Raw genomic sequence first — 23,571 nt, 5'->3', positions numbered from 1 at the left:
CTATATAGAACAACACCATACTATATAGTAAAAATATATATTATTAGATGCGACTACTTATCATTACTATTTTTTGTATAGGCTTGCTGTAACAGAGACATCATTACCGCTTCCTTCAGATTCAATGGAAGTGATAACAAAATACTCGGCCCCTTTCTCATCTGCCTTTTGAGAAATAGCTTTTACATAATCTGCCGATACACCATCGTTCATGACAACATTTACTGTGCCAGCAAATTTTAAATAAAGAGATTTAGTATAATTAATCTCCGTTGCACCAAAAGCGATTGGACTTAATAAGGCTAAAGATAAAAATAAAACCTTCAATCTATTCATCGTCAAGCCATCCTAAAAATTAATTGATTTATATTTTCTAGGACACTAATAAGTTACGTGTTTTTTGTCAATGACACACACCATCATATCTGTACGCTCCTTTCAAGAATAGAAATATTATTAGTACTTAACAAACAAAAGATTACCTCCTAATTTATATTTTACGCTTTATTATATTATTTCATTTATACAACGCGGATCACATCGAATAACTCATATTGAAACCGTCCACAAAAGACTGCTTATTAACCATTATTAAATAATTAATGGAGAGAAAAGTGAAAAAAACAGTTATACAGTATTTATTGTCGCAGCTCTATGATTTAGGTATTAGTGACATTTTTGGTATTGCTGGAGATTATTCATTTCCAATTAATGATGCTGTCTGTGAGCATAACGAACTACGCTGGGTTGGTTGTTGTAATGAATTAAATGCTGCCTATGCCGCAGATGGTTATGCCCGAGTAAAAGGTATCGCTGCACTCTCAACAACATTTGGTGTTGGTGAATTAAGTGCGATTAATGCCATTGCAGGTTCTTATGCCGAATATTTGCCTATTTTTCATCTCGTGGGCATGCCTTCAAGTCGAATGTTACAAAGCCAAAAATTAATTCATCATTCACTCGGCCATAGTGACCATACTCTATTCTATAAAATGTATCAGCCATTGAGCTGTGCACAGGCAATTCTTACCCCTGAAAATTGTGTCGAGGAAGTAAAAAGATTAATTACATGCGCTTTATCTGAGCGTAGGCCTGTTTATATTGGCATTCCAGCCGATTATGCACAAATGGCAATCCATACAGATATGCCATACCCACCAGCGATAAGTCCCCCCAAAAGTCATCAGGAAAATTTGGCTGTCGTAATTACCGCTATCTTAAATAAGCTGACAAACAGTAAAAAAATAAGTGTACTCCCAGGGATTTTAATTGCGCGTTTAGGGCTCGAAAATGCCGTGTTATCCCTAATCAATAAATCCAATCTGCCTTATGCTTCTATGATTATGGATAAAGGAGTATTAAGTGAAACAACCCCCAATTATATGGGAGCCTACTATGGTAAATTAATGAATCAACATGTTTATGAATATGTTGAAAGTAGTGATTGCATTATGAGTATTGGCGTCATGATGACGGATATGAATACAGGCTGTTTTACCGCGGATATTCCCGTCGAAAACCATATCAGCATTATGCCAGATCATGTCAATATTGGTCCTAATCACTACCCTCACGTTTATATGAAAGATGTGCTTAACGCTTTGCAAGAACAAATCCCTGTTTTCCATCAAATGCCCCCTAGTGTTCAACCTTTAGGTGAGACCCCCGTCACCGATAATGAATTAATATCAGCTGAATACCTCTACTCTCGATTGGAAAAAATGTTTCAAGAGAACGATATTATTATTACTGATACAGGGACGTCATTAATGGGATTACTCTCTGCACAACTTCCGAAAAACGCTCAATTCTATAACCAAGCATTATGGGGGTCTATCGGATGGTCTACTGCCGCTGCATTTGGAGCTGCTTTAGCTGCACCGCATCGTCGGGTCGTATTAATCACAGGAGAAGGTGCACACCAATTAACCGCACAAGAAATCTGTCAGTTTGCCCGTTTTGGATTAAAACCCATCATCTTCATCATTAATAACGATGGATACCTCTTCGAGCGACTCATATGTAAAAATCCCGATGCTTATTTCAATGATATTGCTCAGTGGAATTATGCTCAATTACCTGCGGCACTCGGCTGCCATGGTTGGTATTGTCAAAAAGTCACTTGCTGTGATGAACTTGACTTAGCTATTACTCAAGCTGAATCACATGATAGTGCCTCATATATTGAAATCATTACGGGGAAATATGTCGCCCCAGAGCTTGCGCATAAATTGCGCTCTTCATTAGACTCGTTATATTCAGATGAATAAATTTCAACCACTGGTCACGGAAGATAAGCTCACGGGTAAAGTGGCTAATTTTTAAACACACTTAAACATAAAATTTAAGGTTATTACTGGTTAAAAACAGCCATTTTCTCCGAACATTCACGAGAGAGACAACGTACAATTTGAGGTAGAGTCATGCCAAATTGGCACAGACTCTTTTTCTATTAACCTAATTTCTGCGAATCTTTTCCTAAATTTTTACTCATATCCATGTTTGCGGATGAATTTCTAACAAGACGTTATACAATAGGCCAACGCTGAATCACTAATTGGGCTAACTCTGTGATACTGTAACAGTGATAAGTAAAATGCAATCAGGTAATAATACTCGTAAAACTCCATAAACTCATTAAGTAACAACAGACAATGCTATGACTGACAACCAAAATTTCGAATCCCATACACCAATGATGCAGCAGTATTTAAAACTAAAAGCACAACATCCCGATATACTGCTGTTCTATCGTATGGGAGATTTTTACGAGCTTTTCTTTGATGATGCCAAAAAGGCGTCTCAATTATTAGATATTTCACTGACTAAGCGTGGGCAAACTGCGGGTCAGCCTATACCTATGGCGGGAGTTCCGCACCACGCCGCGGAAAACTATTTGGCAAAATTAGTGCAAATGGGTGAATCTGTTGCAATCTGTGAGCAAATAGGCGACCCAGCAACCAGTAAAGGGCCTGTTGAACGAAAAGTTGTACGTATTGTGACCCCAGGAACAATTACTGATGAAGCATTACTGAATGAGCGTCAGGACAATTTACTGGCTGCAATTTGGCAAGAGCCACAGGGTTATGGCTTTGCCACCTTAGATATTACTTCAGGCCGGTTTATGATCAGTGAGATCGATGATGAAGAAGCCTTACAAGCTGAATTACAACGCACTCGTCCTGCTGAGTTACTCTATCCTGAAGACTTTTCCAGTATGACTCTGATTGAGAACTGTAAAGGGCTACGTCGTCGTCCTTTATGGGAATTTGAATTAGAGACAGCGAAGCAGCAGTTAGGTCTACAATTCGGCACAAAAGACCTTATTGGTTTTGGTGTTGAAAATGCTTCCAGAGCGCTACGAGCAGCAGGCTGTCTTCTTCAATATGTTAAAGATACACAACGCACTGCACTGCCCCATATCCGTAGCATTATCATGGAAAGGCAATCCGATAGTGTTATTCTTGACGCGGCAACGCGCCGTAATCTCGAAATCACCCAAAATTTATCGGGTGGAACAGAAAATACATTAGCAGCCATTTTAGACCTATGTGTAACCCCAATGGGGAGTCGTATGCTAAAACGCTGGCTACATACACCGTTACGTCATATTCAAACCCTTAATAATCGTCAACAGGCTATCACGGCGCTACAACAGTGTGGCTTTGAGTTATTACAGCCCCTACTTCGCCAAATTGGTGATTTAGAGCGTGTACTCGCACGATTAGCATTACGTTCAGCTCGTCCCCGTGATTTAGCGCGTATGCGCCACGCTTTTGAGCAATACCACGAAATTCATCAAATTCTCAGCCAATCCAACAGCGAATATTTACAAAGCTTACAAAAACGTATTAATCAGTTTGATGAATTACAAGATCTGTTACAACGCGCTATTATTGATGCCCCCCCAGTGCTCGTACGTGACGGCGGTGTTATTGCCCCCGGCTATAACAGTGAGCTGGATGAGTGGAGAGCGCTTGCTGATGGAGCAACAGATTACCTTGATAGACTGGAAATTCGAGAGAAAGAAAAGCTCGGCATTGATACGCTAAAAGTTGGCTACAATGCGGTGCATGGATATTTTATTCAAGTTAGTCGAGGTCAGAGCCATTTAGTCCCTATTCATTATGTACGCCGCCAAACGCTGAAAAACGCTGAACGGTATATTATTCCCGAATTAAAAGAGTACGAAGACAAAGTACTAACATCGAAAAGCAAAGCATTAGCGATTGAAAAAGCGCTTTACGATGAGCTATTCGATATGCTTTTGCCCCATTTAGCCAATTTGCAAATCAGTGCGGAAGCACTAGCTGAACTAGATGTATTGAACAACTTAGCAGAACGAGCTGAAACGCTTGGCTACACTTGCCCACAACTGACAGATAAACCGGGCATTCATATTACTGAAGGTCGTCACCCTGTCGTAGAGCAAGTACTCAGCGAGCCATTTATCTCTAATCCGCTTTCGCTGTCTCCGCAACGCCGGCTCCTCATCATCACAGGGCCCAATATGGGGGGTAAAAGTACCTATATGCGCCAAACTGCGTTGATTACTTTGCTTGCTTATATTGGTAGCTTTGTTCCCGCGACTAAAGCCGTTATTGGCCCTGTAGACCGTATTTTTACGCGCGTTGGTGCTTCAGATGATTTAGCCTCTGGGCGTTCTACTTTTATGGTTGAAATGACCGAAACCGCTAATATTTTACATAATGCGACTGAACACAGTTTGGTCCTTATGGATGAGATTGGCCGTGGAACATCAACTTACGATGGTCTATCTCTAGCTTGGGCTTGTGCAGAAAATTTAGTCAATCGTATAAAATCGATGACCTTATTTGCAACCCATTATTTTGAATTAACAACACTACCTGAGAAATTAGAAGGTGCTGTTAATATCCATCTAGATGCGATGGAACATGGTGACACCATTGCCTTTATGCATAATGTTCAAGAAGGTGCGGCAAGCAAAAGTTATGGTCTCGCTGTTGCTTCTCTTGCGGGCGTGCCTAAAGAGGTCATTAAACGCGCGAAACAAAAACTTAAAGAGCTAGAGTTCATTTCCAATAATACCAATGCTAGCCATGTTGATAGCGCACAATTAAGCTTTTTAGCGCCTGAAGAACCGTCACCAGTTCTCAGTGCATTAGAGACTATCGACCCTGATAGATTAACACCGAAACAAGCATTAGATTGGTTATATCGTTTAAAGGAAATGGATAAGTAGTATGCAAGATCACGCTGAGCTACTGGCGCCTATCAGCGCGTTTTTACATTGTGAAACGCCTGATAGTTGGGTTAAAAAAGCAAGTGAGCCTGAAAGTTTACCTATACTCTTAAAAGACCACCTTTTATGTGAATTAAAAGCGGCGCAAAGCGCAATGTTTTTGATCCGTAAATATGCCGTTGATAAAGAGAGTGCCGCGACACTGCTTGCTTGGTTTAAACCTTATGAAGACTTTGCCTACGATCGTATAGGAAATGTTGATACTTTAAAGCATAAAAACCAAATATCAAAACAGATCCTAGCAAGAAAACAGTCTCCTTATAGCCAAGATTTAATTGATAAAATGGTACTCTTGATTAAAGAGGAACTTCATCATTTTTATCAAGTGTTAGAAATTATGCACCAACGAAATATTCCTTATGATGGCATAACAGCAAGCCGTTATGCTAAAGGTCTGTTTAGCCATATGAGTGGGCATGAGCCGCAAACATTGGTCGATAAACTGATCATTGGTGCTTATATTGAAGCCCGATCATGTGAACGCTTTGCTAAGCTAGCCCCTTTTTTAGATGATGATTTAGCTAATTTCTACGTCTCATTATTGCGTTCGGAAGCGAGACACTATCAAGATTATCTGCAACTAGCACAATCTATCAGTAAAACAGATATCAGTGACCGCGTTAAAATGTTCGGTATTATCGAAGCACAGCTTATTCTGTCTCCCGATAATGATTTCAAATTTCATAGTGGTGCGCCAATATAAAGCCTAAGGCGACAAACCTCTTTTGACATATTATCCATAAAAAGAAAGCCCTCAGTTTGTCGCTGAGGGCTTTGATAATCTACTGTTAACGATTTTTACATATTAAATAAGGCTTCCAAAGAAAGATCCTCACCTTGTAAAATATCTTTTAACCTTCTTAACCCTTCCACTTGAATCTGACGTACTCTTTCCCGTGTTAATCCAATTTCTCGACCAACCTCTTCGAGCGTTTCTGCCTCATAACCCAATAAACCAAAACGTCGTGCTAATACTTCACGCTGTTTAGGATTCAATTCAAATAACCACTTCACAATGTTTTCTTTTAAGTTGTTATCTTGAATTGTATGTTCTGGGCCTGATTCATTCTCATCAGATAGAACCTCAAGTAAAGATTTTTCAGAATCACCGGCAATAGGCGTATCAACCGAGGTAATACGTTCATTTAAACGTAGCATACGGCTAACATCTTCTACTGGCTTATCTAACTGTTCGGCGATTTCTTCAGCGCTAGGCTCATGATCAAGTTTTTGCGCTAATTCTCGGGCGGTTCGAAGGTAAATATTGAGCTCTTTGACGATATGAATAGGGAGGCGGATGGTTCTGGTTTGATTCATGATGGCACGTTCAATCGTCTGGCGTATCCACCACGTCGCATATGTTGAAAAACGGAAACCTTTTTCAGGATCAAATTTTTCAACTGCGCGAATTAACCCTAGATTACCTTCCTCAATGAGATCAAGTAATGCTAGGCCCCGATTATTATAACGTCGAGAGATCTTAACAACTAAGCGAAGATTACTTTCTATCATGCGTTGACGTGAAGCAATGTCACCACGCAAGGCTCTCCTAGCATAGAAAACTTCTTCTTCAGCTGTCAGGAGCGGAGAGAATCCAATTTCACTGAGATAAATTTGGGTTGCATCCAGAACACGTAAATTCGTGCTCTGGAATAAGTCCATTTCATCGTCTAGTTCTGCAACCAGATCCTCTTCTTTGAATTGACTCTCATCAAAAGCATCATCCATCATGCTGTCGTCGAGGTCATTGTATAACTCGTTAGCTTTCAGCGAACTTTGGCTCATCAGTGACTCCTACCCTTGATAATGAGGACAGAATGTCATTGCATTCTGCCCAGTTTATCGCTGCGGTAAGTAGCGCAGCGGGTTTACTGATTTTCCCTTGTAACGAATTTCAAAATGTAGCCTAACCGAGCTTGTACCGGTGCTACCCATAGTTGCAATTTTTTGCCCAGCAGCGACATCCTGCTGATCACGCACAAGTAACGTATCGTTATGCGCGTAAGCACTTAGGTAGTCATCGTTATGTTTTATTATTATAAGATTTCCATATCCACGTAGTGCATTTCCTGCGTATACCACTTTACCGGGAGCAGCAGCGAGTACAGGTTGGCCTCGTGAACCGGCAATATCAATGCCTTTATTTCCACCTTGCGCATCAGAGAAACCTTCTATCATTTTCCCTTCTGCTGGCCAGCGCCATTTTATCGATGAGCTATTTGTACTGCTTGCTGTCGTCGTAGAAGTTGTAGAAGCAGTCGAGGTTGTTGCTGTAGAAACTTGCGTTGCAGGCTTCTTATTATTAGGCAACATTTTACCCGTATTTTGACCGCTTCCATTTGCAGGATACGCATTAGTTGTTCGAAGATCAACCGGTTGCTGGTTACTATTTGATGAATTTGATGCTAATTGTCCGTTTGAGTTCACATTTCCATTACCAATATTGATCACCTGCCCAACATTTAGGCTATAAGGCTCTGGAATATTGTTTTTCGATGCTAACTCACGGAAATCATTGCCCGTTATATACGCTATGTAGAATAACGTATCGCCACGCTGTACCGTGTAAGTACTACCGCTATAACTGCCTTTTGAAATACTGCCATAGTCACGGTTATAGATAATACGGCCTTGTCCATCCATATTCACTGGGGCCGACGTGCGAACAGATGATGAAGAATTTGCAGACAAATTAGGCCGTGAAGAAGGCATCGCAATACTCGTCCCACCACTATTGCTTGATGGTGTTCTTTGAACTGTTTGTTGACTTGATTGATTTCCTTGACCTTCATTTACGCTAGTAATCGGCGCAGCTGTATGGTACGGAGTTGAACATCCAGCCAGTAATGCCCCGCCAAATGAAAAGATCACCGCCCATCGAATTCTGTTTATTGGGCTAACAATTTTCATGCATCTTCTCCCGTGAAGAAAAATCTGACATCACAACTAAATTTGCGTCAGTAAAACATTCGAGCCTATTATTCTCATCATACTTCAAGTTGCAGCATTGTTAACTAGGTTTATGCGCATAGGTCACCTCTTTTATAGGCCCTGCATCACCTAGCTACAGCTTGAATTATTTAGAACATTAAAACTCTTAAACGAAAAGTATTTGGCTTATTAAAACAGAAATATAAATTATTGAACAAGCCAAATATATCAAAAATATAACAATTTGAGATTATGACTTAATAGAAAATGCGACTTACTCAGTTTTAGAGCAGTCAAGGTCATATTTTGTCGAAGATCATCGCCACTAAATCGCTAAGCTAAGTCACCTGAAACTAAAGGAACAAAGCGCACTTTCTCTATGACATTTGCGTGATAATCATTTCCTCGACGAATAATCAACTTGAGGGCTTGGTCTTTATCCCCAACAGGTAAAACTAAACGCCCACCTTCTTTTAATTGCTGTAATAGCCGAGGAGGAATTTCACTGGGTGCTGCGGTGACGATAATCGCATCAAAAGGCCCTTTTGATTGCCATCCTTCCCAACCATCACCGTGACGAGTAGAGATATTATGCAGATCAAGTTGTTTAAAACGGCGTTTCGCCGTCCATTGTAAACTCTTCACCCTTTCGACTGAAAAAACATGGTCCGCTAAATGCGCTAAAACAGCCGTTTGATAGCCAGAACCTGTGCCTATTTCTAAAACATGATCTTGCGGTGTAACCGCAAGCAATGCGGTCATTTTAGCAACAATATAAGGCTGAGAAATAGTTTGCCCATAACCTATAGGTAATGGGATGTTATCATAGGCCTTATGTGAAAGCGCTTCATCCACAAAACGTTCACGCGGAACTCGTGATAAAGCGTCTAATAGGCGCTCATCGTGAATTCCCTGTTGGCGTAACTGTGCCAATAGTTCTTTCATGAGCCCTGTTTTCATTCTACTTTCACTCCTGATTTCTCTAGCCACTCTTCAATCAATGAATGTGCTTTATAAGCTGTTAAATCCACTTGTAAAGGCGTAATGGAGACATAACCTTGCGATACCGCCTCAAAATCGGTACCAGGCCCTGCATCGCGGATTTCCCCCACTGGCCCAAGCCAATACAGCATATTACCTTTAGGATCTTCGAGATTGTAAACCTCAGAGGCGGCATGACGACTGCCACAACGAGTGACTTTAATCCCTTTCACTTCATTGTAAGGAATATCAGGTACATTGATATTCAATATATTGCCTGCTCGCAATGGATTTTTTTGTAACAATGCCAATATGTCACAAGTCACTTTTGCGGCGGTTTCAAAATGCGTGTCACCATCAAGAGAAACTGCTATGGAAGGTAAACCTAAGTGTCGACCTTCCGTCGCTGCCGCAACGGTACCTGAGTAAATGACATCATCCCCAAGGTTAGGACCACAGTTAATGCCAGATACAACAATATCAGGCCTTGGTCTCACCACTTTGTTAACACCAATATAAACACAATCTGTCGGCGTACCTTCTTGTACTGAAAGGTCACCATTAGCCAGTGTTTGGATCCTTAAAGGTTTATCTAAAGTTAATGCGTTTGATGCACCACTACGATTACGATCAGGTGCGATCACTTGCACCTGATAATATTGGCGTAAAGCAGCTGCCAGTGTTTGGATACCAGGGGCTGTCACACCATCGTCGTTACTCAATAAAATTTTCAGCATCGGCACTATCCTGATTAATAAGTTCTCGCACCACGCTCGTTGCAAAACTTCCCGAATTAAGGAAAAAACACATTTTTAATGTCGTTTGATCAACCCATTGCCATTGAAGGTTTTGAGGTTTCATCATCATCGCCCTACGTGTTGAGGATACCCGTTCCGTTTTCATCAATGTTATCAAGGCGCGATAATTCTCTAAGCAACCCGTCTCAAAGGCTAGCGCATCTTCTTGCGTACCTAATTCACCATCACCGGGCAAAGGTGCCGTGATGCTAAGTTCAAATGTATCAACTCGGGGTTGTAATGAAGAAAATTCTTCTGTCGTTGCCACAAACCAACTGCCACGCCCTGTCAATTGAAGAGCATCACCTAATAACACTTGATTGACGGTCTGGTTCGCAATACGCTCACTCGTCACGTGGTTAAACATCGCACTGCGTGCAGCTGACAGATAAAAGCTTCGTTTGTTGCGCTCACGAACAGTAATTTCTTGATTTGCCCAGCGTAACGCTTGAGTTAAATTCTGTCCATCTCGACCAAAGCGTTGTTCACCAAAATAGTTAGGAACGCCTTGCTCTGCTATTTTCTGTAAACGCAATTCGACATCGTCAGGATCAGAAATCTCCCGAATGGTCAATTCAAATTGGTTTCCTTTCAAGGTGCCAATGCGCAATTTTCTTTTTTGTCTCGTTGTCGCAATCACTCGACAGCCATCAAGTTGCCACAAAGAAAAATCAGGTGTTTCTTTACCTGGCATCTGCAAACAGAACCATTGTTCCGTCATCGCATTGCGATCTTTTAAGCCAGCATAGCTTACTGCTCTTGCTGAAATTTTTGCGAACTTAGCGAGCTGCTCGGCAACAAATAGCGTGTTATAGCCAATCTTTTCAACACGAACCATAACATGCTCGCCTTCTCCATCAAGCTCAAAACCTAAGTTTTCCTTAACGATGAAGTCTTCAGGCTGACTTTTTAGTTTACCGAATGATAGCGGCTTACCATGCAGGTACTGTACATTCATGATTTTCACTACCATTATCTTTAACAAGTAATACTACCGCAGCACATGCAATACCTTCTTTACGACCAACAAAACCTAATTGTTCAGTTGTCGTCGCTTTAACATTAATGTCATCCATATGGCATTCTAGGTCTTCTGCAATATTGACACGCATTTGTGGAATATGTGGCAGCATTTTAGGAGCTTGTGCCATGATAGTGACATCAATATTACCGATACTGTAACCTTTTGCACGTACATGACGATAAGCTTCTTTTAGTAGCACACGGCTATCAGCACCTTTATAGGCCGGATCGGTATCTGGGAATAATTTACCAATATCCCCGAGTGCAGCAGCCCCTAAAATTGCATCCGTTACTGCATGTAATACAACATCACCGTCAGAGTGAGCTAATAAACCTTGTTCATATGGAATACGAACCCCACCAATAATGATGGGACCATCACCACCGAACTTATGTACATCGAACCCGTGCCCAACTCTCATGATTTATTCCTTTTATTTCATTTTAGAAAGATAAAATTCTGCCAGAGCAAGATCTTCTGGTCTGGTCACTTTTAAGTTATCTGAACGCCCTGAAACCAATACAGGTTGATAACCACAATATTCAAGGGCAGAGGCTTCATCTGTGATAACCGCATTTTCTTTCAAAGCTTTACTTAAACAATCCCGCAATAACAATAATGGAAAAAACTGTGGGGTTAATGCATGCCATAATGCTTCACGTTCAACTGTATGATCAATAAGAGCAGACGTTTTAAAACTCCGCTTCATTGTGTCTCTAACAGGCGCAGCAAGAATTCCGCCACAACACTCTTTTGTTGATAGCTGAATAATTTTATTTAAATCATCTTGATGCAAACAAGGACGTGCTGCGTCATGCACCAACACCCACTTATTTTGCATGCTTTCGTTTTTGGCTAAAAGGTTTAACCCCGCCATCACTGAGTCCGCGCGCTCTTTTCCACCGTTTACTGTGGTCACTCGCGGATCTTGTGCAATATCAAGCTTAGCAAAATAATCATCATCCGGGCTGAGTGCGACAACGATATGGGTGACGCTAGGGTTGAGTAACAATGCACTAATCGTGTGTTCAATGATTGTTTTCCCTGCGACTTGTAAATACTGTTTTGGGCAATCAGCATTCATACGGCTGCCAATACCTGCCGCGGGAATTATTGCAACAATTTGCGGGTTTTCCCCAATGATTGAGTTATTCATTATGTTGGATCTTACATCGAAATTAATGGCCAATCGCGATAATAATTCATGAGCAAATACGTTATTTATTGATTATTAGATGCTTTCTGATTATTACTTTCTTTGACCATTCTATAAAATGATTCGCCAGGTTTGATCATTCCGAGTTCTGTGCGAGCTCGTTCTTCAATCGCATCTTGACCATCGTTTAGGTCATTAATTTCAGCAAATAACTGCTCATTACGCACTTTTAAGCGAGAATTGATAATTTCTTGCGCTGCAACATCGTCTTTTACTCGCACATAATCATGGATACCATTTTTTCCTAACCATAGAGAATATTGCGTCCAAGCTAATACTGCGATTAATAGAAGCGTTAATTTGCCCATTCTGCCCCCTGAAATGATTTGCTAATCATCCCATAACTCAGCTCATGACGCTACTAAGAAGAAAGTAATGTCATAAAAGTCAGAGTAAATCACATATTATATGATTAAAATTCACTCAACTTAGTGTTGATCACGCTGTTTTTGTTCCGTTTCTCACTAGCAAATTATAGGGTACCTTGAATCATAAAAATCACTATTACCAATCCAAGTGAAATTTGCCAACAAAAATACGAGCGCCAAGACAATATTGATTGTACTTTCGTGCAACATCTTAATAGAAAAAGGTTATTTTATCAGCGTGAAAGTAAAAAGAAGATACCATTAAATGTGATTTAACGGCGTCGTTGATGAAAAGATGCTACTCAAGGCCATTCAGCAACATCTTTTTGAGAATAACAGATTAGGTTTTAATAACTTGTTGAGTTTTCAGCAAGTGGAGAATTTGCGTTATTGAATCAGCGATGGGCTGCCGTCCATCAATGCGTAACTCCGGCTGTAATGGCTCCTGATACGGAGAGTCAATCCCTGTAAAATGCGTTATCTTCCCCTCTCTCGCTTGCTTATACAGCCCTTTTGGATCGCGTTGTTCACAGATGTCTACTGGTGTTGCTACGTGCAATTCAAAAAATTGATTTGCTTCAAACAATTCACGAACCCGTTGTCTGTCCTCTCGATAAGGAGATATAAACGCTGTCGCAACTATCAGTCCAGCATCAACCATCAGCTTAGCCACTTCGCCAATGCGTCGAATGTTCTCTTGCCGATCTTCCTCGCTAAAACCAAGGTCTCGGCATAATCCATGGCGTACATTATCACCATCAAGCAAGTAAGTCTTAATCTCCATCTCGGCTAATGTTTGTTCAATTGCACCAGCCAATGTTGACTTACCTGAGCCAGACAGCCCCGTAAACCATAGCACTGCCCCCTTATGACCATTCGCTCGCTCTCTAAATTGACGCGTAATGGCATGTGGATGCCACACAATATGTTCATTAATCAAATCCATGATAGTTATTTTCCACCCAGCAAATCACGAGCTCCCCAGTGAGGGAAGTGGCGCCTAATTAACTTGTTCAGCTCGATTTCAAATTCACTAAAGTGATCATCTTGCCCAATGAAATCTGCTTTAATTTCACGAACGAGCCCCGCGCCTGCTGTAACATTCGTTAACCTATCAATTAAGATCATGCCGCCGGTATCCGCATTATGTTGATAATTATCCAATAACAGGGGTTCATCAAACGAGAATTCAACAAGGCCAATACTATTTAGCGGTAACTCAGTCGCGACCTTTTGCGTCAAATTATTCACATCAACTTGATATTGAATATTTTCTACCTTCGCTCGACTTCTTTTGCCTGCAATTTTGATATCTAACTGCTGTCCCTGCACCAATGGTTGTTCTGACATCCAAACAACATCGATAAGCGCTTGACGCGTGCTTGTTAGCGTATCATCCTCGGCAACAATTAAATCTCCGCGACTAATATCAATATCATCTTCCAAGACCAACGTGATGGCTTCACCGGGTATTGCAAAATGTTGTGAACCCTCGAAAGTGACAATATCTTTGATTCGCGATAACTGCCCAGAAGGAAGCACTTTAACAGACTGCCCAATATGAATTATTCCTGAAGATAAGGTGCCGCTATAACCTCTAAAATCAAGGTTAGGCCTATTCACATATTGAACGGGAAAACGTAATGCTTGCTCTGAGGCTTTTTGCTGAACTTGAACATTCTCTAAAATTTGCAGTAACGTCTCACCTTGATACCAAGGTAGATTGTGACTTTTATTAACAATATTATCGCCATCAAGTGCCGAAATAGGCACAAACCATACATTAAGGTCGATAGGCAACTCAGTCGCAAAAGACTGATAATCTTGTTTAATTTTTTCGAATACGCTTTCGCTATAGTCCATCAAATCCATTTTATTGACGGCAACCACTAAATGGCGGATACCCAGCAATGTGCTGATAAAGCTATGACGCCGCGTTTGCTCTTGAACACCTTTTCGAGCATCGATCAACAAAATAGAAAGTGAGCATGTCGATGCGCCCGTTGCCATATTTCGGGTATATTGCTCATGCCCAGGCGTATCTGCAATAATAAATTTACGCTTTTGCGTGGAGAAATAGCGATATGCGACATCAATAGTGATGCCTTGCTCACGTTCAGCTGCAAGACCATCCACCAGCAACGCAAGATCTAACTTTTCCCCCTGTGTTCCTATACGTTTACTGTCATTTTGCAGAACAGAAAGTTGATCTTCATAAATTTGCCGTGTGTCATGAAGTAAGCGACCAATGAGCGTACTTTTACCATCATCCACATTCCCGCAAGTCAGGAAACGTAATAGCCCTTTCTCCTGTTGCGCTAACAAATAAGCTTCCACACCACCTTGTTGCTTGATTTGCTCCGCAATTGTTTCATTGTATGCGACATCTGCCATAACGTTTCCCCCCTTAAAAATACCCTTGGCGCTTTTTTTGCTCCATTGATGCTGACTGATCGCTATCAATTAATCGGCCTTGACGCTCACTGGTTGTCGATATCAGCATTTCCTCGATAATCTCAGGTAATGTTTCTGCCTGTGATTCAACGGCTCCAGTTAATGGCCAACATCCTAAAGTGCGAAAACGGACTTTACGTTTAGCAATAACTTCGCCCGCTTGTAAGTCAATACGGTCATCATCGACCATTAATAATGTGCCATCACGCTCCAACACAGGGCGTTCTTTCGCAAAATAAAGGGGAACGATGTCGATATTTTCCAAATAGATATATTGCCAAATATCCAGTTCAGTCCAGTTTGATAAAGGAAAGACACGTATACTTTCACCTTTATTTATTTGTCCATTGTAGTTATGCCATAACTCAGGGCGTTGGTTTTTGGGATCCCAGCGATGAGAGCGGTCTCTAAAAGAATAGATTCTTTCTTTTGCTCGTGACTTTTCTTCATCACGTCTTGCACCGCCAAATGCCGCATCAAAACCATATTTATCGAGCGCTTGCTTCAATCCTTCTGTTTTCATGATATCAGTATGCTTTGCACTACCATGTATGAATGGATTGATCCCCAGTTTAGCCCCTTCTGGATTACGATAAACTAAAAGCTCAAACCCATAATTTTTCGCTGTTTTATCGCGAAACTCATACATTTCACGGAACTTCCACCCAGTATCAACATGTAACAGCGGAAATGGCAATTTACTCGGATAAAACGCTTTTCGCGCTAGATGAAGCATGACGGATGAATCTTTGCCTATTGAATAAAGCATTACCGGGTTTGCAAACTCAGCCGCGACTTCACGTAAAATATGAATGCTTTCGGCTTCCAGTTGCTGCAAATGAGTCAATCGTTTTTCATTCATGATGGCCTCCTTTTAAGCCAATTCCAGCACGGCGGAACGCCATCTGTTTTCCACGCCATGATGACCAAACCAAGCTAATTGTTGATGCAATGCAACAACCTCGCCAATCACCAATAAAGCAGGGGAAGGTGCTTGCTGAGCAAGTGTCTCTAATTCATGTAACTGCCCGCTAAGCACCTGCTGATTATTGCGTGTTCCGCAACCAATGACCGCAACAGGTGTGTTTGGGGAACGTCCAAACTCAATCAGTTGTTTACTGATATATTCAGCTTTTACCGTTCCCATATAGATAGCTAATGTTTGATGTCCGCTAGCCAGCGCTGGCCAGTCAAGGTCGTTACCATTATTTTTGCAATGACCCGTAATAAACGTGACGCTTTGAGCATGTTCTCTATGTGTAAGCGGGATCCCCGCATAGGCGGTTGCACCAATCGCGGCTGTAATACCAGGAACCACTTGGAAAGGAATTTGAGCTTCTGCCGCAACCTGAAGCTCTTCACCACCTCGCCCGAAAATAAACGGATCCCCCCCCTTTAATCGAACAACTTTTTTTCCTTGTTTAGCCAATTTGACGATTAATGCATTCGTTTCTTCTTGTGAAACCGAGTGATGATGAGCCCGCTTTCCGACACAGATTTTGTCTGCATCTCGTCGCACTAAATCAAGTACTTCCTCACTGACTAAGTTGTCATATAAAACAACGTCCGCGTTTTGCACAACTTGCAAGCCTTTTAACGTTAACAAGCCCGCATCACCAGGCCCTGCGCCTACTAGGATAAGTTCGCCGCTATTATCCCTTTCAGATAATTGCTTCTCTAATTGCTGTTCGGCTTCAAGGAGTTGACCTTTTTCAACTAACGAGGCAAAACGACCATTAAAGCTTTTTTCCCAAAAGCGTTTTCGTTCGCGCATGCTCGTTATCGATGATTTGACTTTTTCTCGCCACCGCCCTGCTATTTTTGCCATATGCCCTAACGAATTCGGCAACATGGCTTCAAGTTTTTCACGCAATAAGCGAGCAAGAACCGGCGCTGTTCCCCCAGATGAGATGGCGATAACAACAGGGTCTCTGTCAATAATTGACGGAACAATGAAAGAACATAATGGTTTCTCATCCACAACATTAACTAAAATTTGTTGTGACTCCGCATCATGAAAAACTTTCTCATTCAATGCAGGTTGGTCTGTTGCAGCGATCACTAGATAAGCCTTTTCGATATGAGAAAAATGATACTCTTCCTTAACCCAGATAAATTTTTTTTGCTCATAAAGACGTTGTAAAACCGGACTTAATGTAGGAGATATGACCATAAGCGCTGCATCGACTTTCAGTAACAGCTCTGCTTTACGTGCCGCAACATCACCACCGCCAACTAGCACAACTTTACGGGATCGCAGATCCACAAATAACGGTAAATATTCCATCTTACTCTTCCGGTGTTATATCACTTTTTTATGACAACGATTTAAATTGACTATATGGCGTGCAAGTTGGGTTATGAAATGCCAAAAATTCATTAGATGTAACGCAAAGGAATAAGTCATTACTGAGTCAATGGCAGAGACCAAATAGGTCAGTGAATACGGAGAAGGGTGATAACGGATGTTGATCGCTTCTTTTATACAAATATCTTGAAAAAAATGAGTTAGACTAAGATCATCAATAGAACAAAAATATAAATTATTTAGCCTTTATAAGTATTCAGCCAATTAAGACGAAACATCATGATAAATACTGATAAAAAAAAATTAACCATCAATGATATAGCAAAATTGTGCGGTGTAGGTAAATCAACGGTTTCACGTGTCATTAATCAAGATCCAATGGTTAATGAAGAAACTCGACAAAAAGTTAATCAAATAATCAAAAAATATCAATTTACGCCATCAAAATCGGCTCGTGCGATGCGAGGATACTCAAATCGTTCTTTTGGCATCATCATGACTCGTCTAGATTCTTATGCAGAAAACCAAGCTGTCAGCTCCATGCTACCTATTTTCTATGAAAATAATATCGACCCGATTATTTTAGAAACCCAGTTTAAGCAAGAGAAAATAGAAGAACATTTGAAAATGCTTGCTCGTCAAAAAGTTGACGGTATTGTGCTCTTCGCTTTTTCAGGTATAGATACCAATAAATTGGTCGAGTGGAAGCAAAAAATGGTGGTCATTGCACGACCTTTAGAAGGGTTTGTTTCAATCTGTCACGACGATGACAATGCAGTTAAAAACTTAATGCATTATTTTCATGGACAAAAAAAACATGACAAAATCAGTTATGTTGGGATCAATATTCATGATGAAACAACGGGCTTACTTCGTTATCAATCCTACTTACAATATTGCGAACAGCATCATTTAACCCCTCATGCACGTCTAGGTGAGCTAAATTATCAAAGTGGTTACCTGCTCGCTAAAGAAATAGTCACGACATCCCCACAAGCTATCTTATGCGCAACAGATTCTTTAGCATTTGGCGTTCAAAAATATTTGTCTGAACAAAAAATGACGCATATTGATGTTGCCTGTATTGGTCGCAACGACTTACTGACATTTTTATTTCCTCAAACTAAGTTTTACCGTTTAGGTTTTAGAGAAAGTGGGAAAGAAGCAGCTAATATATTGATCAAAATGCAAAAAGAAACAATTCCCCCTCAAAAAATCATTATTTCTAGCGACAGCTTAAATTAATAATTTTCAATAATTAATGATTATGACATGTGATCATCGTCTAGTTATGGGAACGTTCCCGTTTGAATAAGTCAAATAACGATATATATTAAAAAAAACGAAACCATCACGAGAAAATGAATATGTCTAGTGCCAAAGATTTAAAAGCCATTGAAGAGCTTATTGTGCTGATTGGCGGTAAAAATAATATCATTAGTGTTTCTCACTGCTTAACAAGGTTACGCTTTGTCCTTAATGATTCCAATCTTGCTGATATAGATAAAATAAAACAAATTCCTTTTGTTAAAGGCTGTTTTAATAATGCAGGTCAATTTCAAGTTATTATTGGTATAGAAGTTGAAAGCTACTATAAAACACTTTCTAATTGTTTAGAGTTAAAAACAAAAAGCAAAGATGAGGTCAAATCTGACGCCAAAAAAAACATGAGCTTTTGGCAAAGGCTGATAGCTAATTTGGCCGAAATATTTGTTCCTTTATTACCAATTTTAATTTGTGGGGGCTTACTTTTAGGTTTACGCAATGTCATCGGTGAAATGCCGATATCAGAAAATAAACCATTAACCTATTTTTATCCTTGGCTACAACCTATCTATGAATTTCTATGGTTACCTTGTGAAGCGATATTCCATTTTTTACCCGTGAGTATTTGTTGGTCTAGTACTAAAAAAATGGGGGGTACCCCAGCTCTCGGTTTAGTACTTGGTATTACATTAGTGTCACCTCAGCTGATGAATGCCTATAATTTAGGTTCCCAAGTGCCTGATATTTGGAACTTTGGATTATTTACCATTGCGAAAGTAGGCTATCAAGCTCAAGTCATTCCTTCTATTTTGGCTGGATTATTTTTAGGTTGGTTTGAAACCCGCTTACGCCGTTATATCCCCGATTATTTAAAATTGGTTATTGTTCCAATCGTTACCCTAATTGTTTCTGTTTTTGTTGCCCATGTTATTTTAGGCCCAATAGGCAGAGGGATCGGTAATGGTATCGCTGAAATAATCAAATTATTAATGTTAGGTGACTTCGCCCCTATTGGCTCTGCTATCTTTGGTTTCTTCTATTCGCCAATGGTGATTACCGGATTACATCACACAACCTTAGCCATTGATCTACAAATGACTCAGAGCTATGGCGGTACACCTATTTGGCCAATTATTGCACTCTCTAATATTGCTCAAGCATCTGCGGTTGTTGGTATTATCATTGTCAGTCGTAAAGTCAATGAACATGAAATTACTATTCCTGCGGCTATCTCGGCTTATTTAGGTGTCACTGAACCCGCCATGTATGGGGTTAACTTAAAATATGGATTTCCAATGCTATGCGCAATGATTGGATCCGCACTTGCGGGGTTGATTTGCGGTTTAAATCATGTGTTATCAAATGGTATTGGCGTTGGTGGTTTACCTGGCATTTTATCGATACAGCCTACTTATTGGTTAGTTTATCTATTTGCCATGATTGTTTCTATTATCGTTCCGATTGGGTTAACGATTATTGCCTATCGCTATAAAGAAAGAAAAGGCACGCTACAAGCTAATTAATGTATCATTAAATTTAAGGTTTATTATGAATTACTTACTTATTATTTTTTCAGATATCAGCGTGTCTGTTGAAGACAAAAATAAAAAACAACATTACTCATTTGATTTTTTAAATAATACTTATCATGACTGGTTAAACGTTGTTGAAAAAATAAAAAATGACTTTCCTCTGATGCATGGAGGTATTATAGCTCCTCCTTTTGATCCGGATGCTGAAAAAAATGCTATTATTAAAACAAAAGATAATAAAACAATTAACTTAGCAAACTTTTTCTCTGAGACGTTTAACTCTCCCTTTATTATAGAAAAAACGAACTCATTAAATCAGTTAACGAATATAGCAGAAAAATTAGCTGATAAAGAAAATGAATTTACATGGGCTATCGAATATTCAGGGCTAACGTCAGGTAAAGATGAATATTGCCAAGAGTCACTATTGACTGTTGCAAATGGTTATATCGGACTACGCGGCACATTACCTGAAATGACCGCCAGCGAAAATTACTACCCAGCAACCTATGTGGCAGGATTATATAATCAAGCAACATCCCAAATAGGTGATCATCAAGTTATTAATGAAGATTTCGTTAATGCGCCGAATGGACAATTTATCTCCCTTAGAATCGGTGACTCTGATTATATTCATCCTAATAACGTAACGACTCACCGCCTCACCCGTCATTTAGACATGAAAACCGGAGTGATGTCATCTGATTGGCTGATTGAAACTGCGGATGGAAAGCAATTGAGTATTCGCTGCTTCAAGTTTACCAATATGGCGGATATGTCCCACTATTGTCTTCACTACCAATTTACGCCATTAAATTTCTCCGCGGAAATAACCGTAGTCACCAGATTAGAAGGAAATACGGTTAACGCCGGAGTGGAACGTTATCGTAGTCTTAATCAACATCATTACCATGTGTTAAAAACAGGTGCAAAACAACAAACAGCTTACCTATTAGCAGAAACAAATCAGTCAAAAATAGGGATAGGTTTGACCTCAAATATTTATGGTGATTTTTTTACAGACAAAGACATTGTTTGCCATGTTTCTGAATCCGTGGTTGATCAAACAATTACCTTTAATGCCAAACAAAATATCAGCTATACATTAGAAAAATGTGTTGCTATGACAACCTCTACCGCCTACCCACATCATTGGCATGAAATTGTAAACTGGCAACTTCCTACCTTAAAAGCGCAATTATTAGAGACTAAACAAGCATGGGCAAGCTTATGGAATAGCGCTGATATTGTTGTTTCAGGCGATTTAATGACGCAAAAATTGTTGCGTTTACACACCTACCATCTGCTTGCATCGGCTTCACCATTTAGTAATGAAAAACATCAATTAGATGTATCTGTAACAGCAAGAGGCTTACACGGCGAAGCCTATAGAGGGCATATTTTCTGGGATGAAATTTTCATACTGCCTTTTTATATCATGCATTTTCCTAACACCGCTCGCCAACTTTTACTCTATCGCTATCATCGTTTAGAAACGGCGCGTTCAGCAGCCAAAGCGGCAGGTTTTCAAGGAGCCATGTTCCCATGGCAATCAGGGCATGATGGTAGTGAACAAACACAAGTGCTACATCTCAATCCACTCTCTGGACAATGGGATCCGGATCATAGTTGCCGTCAACGCCATGTTTCATTAGCGATTGCTTACAACGTCTGGCTATATTGGCGCAATACTCTTGATCATCAATTTATGGCGGATTACGGTTTAGAATTACTCAATGAAATTACCTTATTTTGGGTAAGCCTATGCCAATTTGATGAACGAGATCAGCGTTTTCATATTAGTGGCGTTATGGGACCTGATGAATTCCATGAAAAATATTCTGACTCACAAGAAGGTGGTTTAAAAGATAATGCCTATACCAATTTAATGGTCGCATGGCTATTTAATGAAATAGTGACACTGTATAGCAATAGCCACTTTACCCATAAATTCACTGAATTGGGCTTTGATGCAGATCTCATCCAGCAACTTAACCATATTAGAACCCAACTGGCCGTTACGCTTAATCAAGATGAAGTGATTGAACAATTTTCAGGTTACTTTTCGTTGAATGAATTGGATTGGGAAAGCTATCGCCAAAAATATGGCAATATTTATCGTATGGATCGGATATTGCGTAAAGAAAATAAGTCAGCCGATGATTTTAAAGTCGCTAAACAAGCCGATACGCTGATGTTATTTAATAATCTAGATAAAGCGACCGTCAAATTCTTAATTGAGTCTCTAGGCTACTCATTGTCTGACGATTTCGCTGAAAAAAACCTTCAGTATTATCTTGAACGAACGTCTCATGGTTCAACGTTATCTCGTATTGTTCATGCCTATTTAGCCGAACAAATACAAAGACATGACCTGTCATGGAAACTTTATCAGGATGCCTTATATTCAGACTACAATGATATTCAAGGTGGAACAACTGCTGAAGGAATTCATACCGGTGTCATGGCCGCAACGTTAAATACCACGATTATGGCTTATGCGGGTGTGGATATTCGTCAAGATACTCTCAATATTACACCATCATTGCCAAACCAATGGCAGAGACTGAGTTTCCATCTAAACCATCAAAATGTTTTGTATCACATTAACCTAACTCATAATGACATTACTGTTACGAGCGATAAAGCCTGCATAATATCCATTAATCATCATCAATATCACCTTATTGATAACACGGCTTTTTGTTTAAACTTCAATGAGGATAAAACTAATGGTTAAAGGTCTGATATTCGATTTAGATGGCGTTATTGTGGATACCGCTGGCTATCACTATTTAGCATGGAAGAAATTAGCGAATGAAATTGGTATTGAAATTAATGAAGAGTTCAATCAAACCTTAAAAGGTATTAGCCGAACAGAATCATTAGATAAAATATTAAATTATGGTAATAAGCAAAACCTTTTTTCTGCTCAAGAGAAAAGTGAATTATCAGAAAGAAAAAATAACTACTATGTGAAGTTATTGGATAACATTACGCCAAAAGATATTTTACCTGGTGTGTTAGAATTAATTGAACAGGCCTATCAATACAATATTCCTTGTGTTATCGCTTCAGCATCTCAGAATGCACCAATGATATTAAAGAAATTAAATATTGATAATTATTTTCAAGCTATTGTTGACCCTAAATCCTTAGCAAAAGGAAAGCCTGACCCAGAAATATTTTTAAAGGCAGCACAACTTATTCATGTCCCCGTAGAATTTTGTGTTGGCTTTGAAGATTCAATAGCAGGAATACAATCTCTAAAGAAAGCAGGGATTTATGCTATTGGCATTATTGCTGAAGGGTTATTACCCGAAGCAGATCTGGAAGTAAACTCATTGACTGAAATAAATATACAGACACTACTCCAATAATAAAATATCAAGTGGGAAATATATTTCCCA

Annotated in this window: 20 protein-coding genes; 7 read left to right on the top strand and 13 right to left on the bottom strand. The window is 39.9% G+C overall.

What is annotated here, in order from left to right; translation table 11 throughout:
* Positions 1–66: 66 nt before the first annotated feature.
* A complete protein-coding gene (locus G3341_RS04670; protein WP_154635558.1) occupies positions 67–336 on the bottom strand; it encodes a DUF1471 domain-containing protein in 270 nt (89 codons plus the stop codon).
* 278 nt (positions 337–614) lie between these two features.
* On the opposite strand from G3341_RS04670, the gene G3341_RS04665 reads away from it, so the two are divergent.
* The 3 genes from G3341_RS04665 to miaE all read left to right on the top strand — a co-directional run bounded on the left by G3341_RS04665 (position 615) and on the right by miaE (position 5,987).
* Entirely contained in the window at positions 615–2,270 is a 1,656-nt protein-coding gene (locus G3341_RS04665) for an alpha-keto acid decarboxylase family protein (RefSeq protein WP_163860790.1), read from the top strand.
* Positions 2,271–2,659: 389 nt separating this feature from the next.
* Complete coding sequence (gene mutS / locus G3341_RS04660; protein ID WP_163860789.1) at positions 2,660–5,224, top strand: DNA mismatch repair protein MutS; 2,565 nt, start codon at positions 2,660–2,662, stop codon at positions 5,222–5,224.
* Between the two features lies 1 nt (position 5,225).
* Positions 5,226–5,987, top strand: a complete 762-nt coding sequence (gene miaE, locus G3341_RS04655; RefSeq protein ID WP_163860788.1) for a tRNA isopentenyl-2-thiomethyl-A-37 hydroxylase MiaE — start codon at positions 5,226–5,228, stop codon at positions 5,985–5,987.
* A gap of 95 nt (positions 5,988–6,082) precedes the next feature.
* Here miaE and rpoS read toward each other — a convergent pair whose 3' ends face one another.
* From rpoS to cysG, 12 genes are all read right to left on the bottom strand, one after another.
* Entirely contained in the window at positions 6,083–7,069 is a 987-nt protein-coding gene (gene rpoS, locus G3341_RS04650) for an RNA polymerase sigma factor RpoS (protein WP_154622360.1), read from the bottom strand.
* Positions 7,070–7,123: 54 nt separating this feature from the next.
* Positions 7,124–8,194: a murein hydrolase activator NlpD gene (nlpD, locus tag G3341_RS04645; protein WP_163860787.1), complete on the bottom strand. Its 1,071-nt coding sequence runs from the start codon at positions 8,192–8,194 to the stop codon at positions 7,124–7,126.
* A 354-nt stretch (positions 8,195–8,548) separates the two neighbouring features.
* Positions 8,549–9,175: a protein-L-isoaspartate(D-aspartate) O-methyltransferase gene (locus G3341_RS04640; RefSeq protein WP_154622362.1), complete on the bottom strand. Its 627-nt coding sequence runs from the start codon at positions 9,173–9,175 to the stop codon at positions 8,549–8,551.
* Positions 9,172–9,933 carry a 5'/3'-nucleotidase SurE gene (gene surE / locus G3341_RS04635; protein ID WP_163860786.1) on the bottom strand — a complete coding sequence of 254 codons (762 nt, stop codon included), beginning with the start codon at positions 9,931–9,933 and terminating at the stop codon, positions 9,172–9,174. Before surE ends, G3341_RS04640 begins: the two co-directional genes overlap by 4 nt.
* Positions 9,911–10,960: a tRNA pseudouridine(13) synthase TruD gene (gene truD, locus G3341_RS04630; RefSeq protein ID WP_163860785.1), complete on the bottom strand. Its 1,050-nt coding sequence runs from the start codon at positions 10,958–10,960 to the stop codon at positions 9,911–9,913. The genes surE and truD overlap by 23 nt, the downstream gene beginning before the upstream one ends.
* Positions 10,926–11,438 carry a 2-C-methyl-D-erythritol 2,4-cyclodiphosphate synthase gene (ispF, locus tag G3341_RS04625; protein ID WP_154622365.1) on the bottom strand — a complete coding sequence of 171 codons (513 nt, stop codon included), beginning with the start codon at positions 11,436–11,438 and terminating at the stop codon, positions 10,926–10,928. Before ispF ends, truD begins: the two co-directional genes overlap by 35 nt.
* Positions 11,439–11,450: 12 nt before the next feature.
* The gene (gene ispD, locus G3341_RS04620) at positions 11,451–12,173 is read right to left on the bottom strand and encodes a 2-C-methyl-D-erythritol 4-phosphate cytidylyltransferase (RefSeq protein WP_154622366.1); all 723 of its coding nucleotides are present in this window, start codon (positions 12,171–12,173) and stop codon (positions 11,451–11,453) included.
* A gap of 65 nt (positions 12,174–12,238) precedes the next feature.
* Positions 12,239–12,541, bottom strand: a complete 303-nt coding sequence (gene ftsB, locus G3341_RS04615; RefSeq protein WP_154622367.1) for a cell division protein FtsB — start codon at positions 12,539–12,541, stop codon at positions 12,239–12,241.
* A gap of 400 nt (positions 12,542–12,941) precedes the next feature.
* Complete coding sequence (gene cysC, locus G3341_RS04610; RefSeq protein WP_163860784.1) at positions 12,942–13,547, bottom strand: adenylyl-sulfate kinase; 606 nt, start codon at positions 13,545–13,547, stop codon at positions 12,942–12,944.
* A 5-nt stretch (positions 13,548–13,552) separates the two neighbouring features.
* Positions 13,553–14,995 (bottom strand): sulfate adenylyltransferase subunit CysN, encoded by a 1,443-nt coding sequence (gene cysN / locus G3341_RS04605; RefSeq protein WP_163860783.1) that lies wholly within the window; start codon positions 14,993–14,995, stop codon positions 13,553–13,555.
* Positions 14,996–15,008: 13 nt separating this feature from the next.
* Positions 15,009–15,917, bottom strand: a complete 909-nt coding sequence (gene cysD / locus G3341_RS04600; RefSeq protein ID WP_154622370.1) for a sulfate adenylyltransferase subunit CysD — start codon at positions 15,915–15,917, stop codon at positions 15,009–15,011.
* 12 nt (positions 15,918–15,929) lie between these two features.
* A complete protein-coding gene (gene cysG / locus G3341_RS04595; RefSeq protein ID WP_154622371.1) occupies positions 15,930–17,342 on the bottom strand; it encodes a siroheme synthase CysG in 1,413 nt (470 codons plus the stop codon).
* A 300-nt stretch (positions 17,343–17,642) separates the two neighbouring features.
* Between cysG and treR the strand changes: the two genes are divergently transcribed.
* From treR to pgmB, 4 genes are all read left to right on the top strand, one after another.
* Positions 17,643–18,608, top strand: coding sequence for a trehalose operon repressor TreR (gene treR, locus G3341_RS04590; RefSeq protein ID WP_154622372.1), 966 nt, complete (start codon positions 17,643–17,645; stop codon positions 18,606–18,608).
* A gap of 122 nt (positions 18,609–18,730) precedes the next feature.
* Positions 18,731–20,152: a PTS trehalose transporter subunit IIBC gene (gene treB / locus G3341_RS04585; RefSeq protein ID WP_163860782.1), complete on the top strand. Its 1,422-nt coding sequence runs from the start codon at positions 18,731–18,733 to the stop codon at positions 20,150–20,152.
* A 25-nt stretch (positions 20,153–20,177) separates the two neighbouring features.
* Entirely contained in the window at positions 20,178–22,901 is a 2,724-nt protein-coding gene (locus G3341_RS04580; RefSeq protein WP_163860781.1) for a glycoside hydrolase family 65 protein, read from the top strand.
* Complete coding sequence (gene pgmB / locus G3341_RS04575; RefSeq protein WP_154635561.1) at positions 22,894–23,541, top strand: beta-phosphoglucomutase; 648 nt, start codon at positions 22,894–22,896, stop codon at positions 23,539–23,541. The genes G3341_RS04580 and pgmB overlap by 8 nt, the downstream gene beginning before the upstream one ends.
* Positions 23,542–23,571 lie beyond the last annotated feature (30 nt).

This window comes from Providencia vermicola (genome assembly GCF_010748935.1).
Taxonomy (GTDB): Bacteria; Pseudomonadota; Gammaproteobacteria; order Enterobacterales; family Enterobacteriaceae; genus Providencia; species Providencia zhejiangensis.
This window is presented reverse-complemented; position numbering and strand designations above follow the sequence as displayed.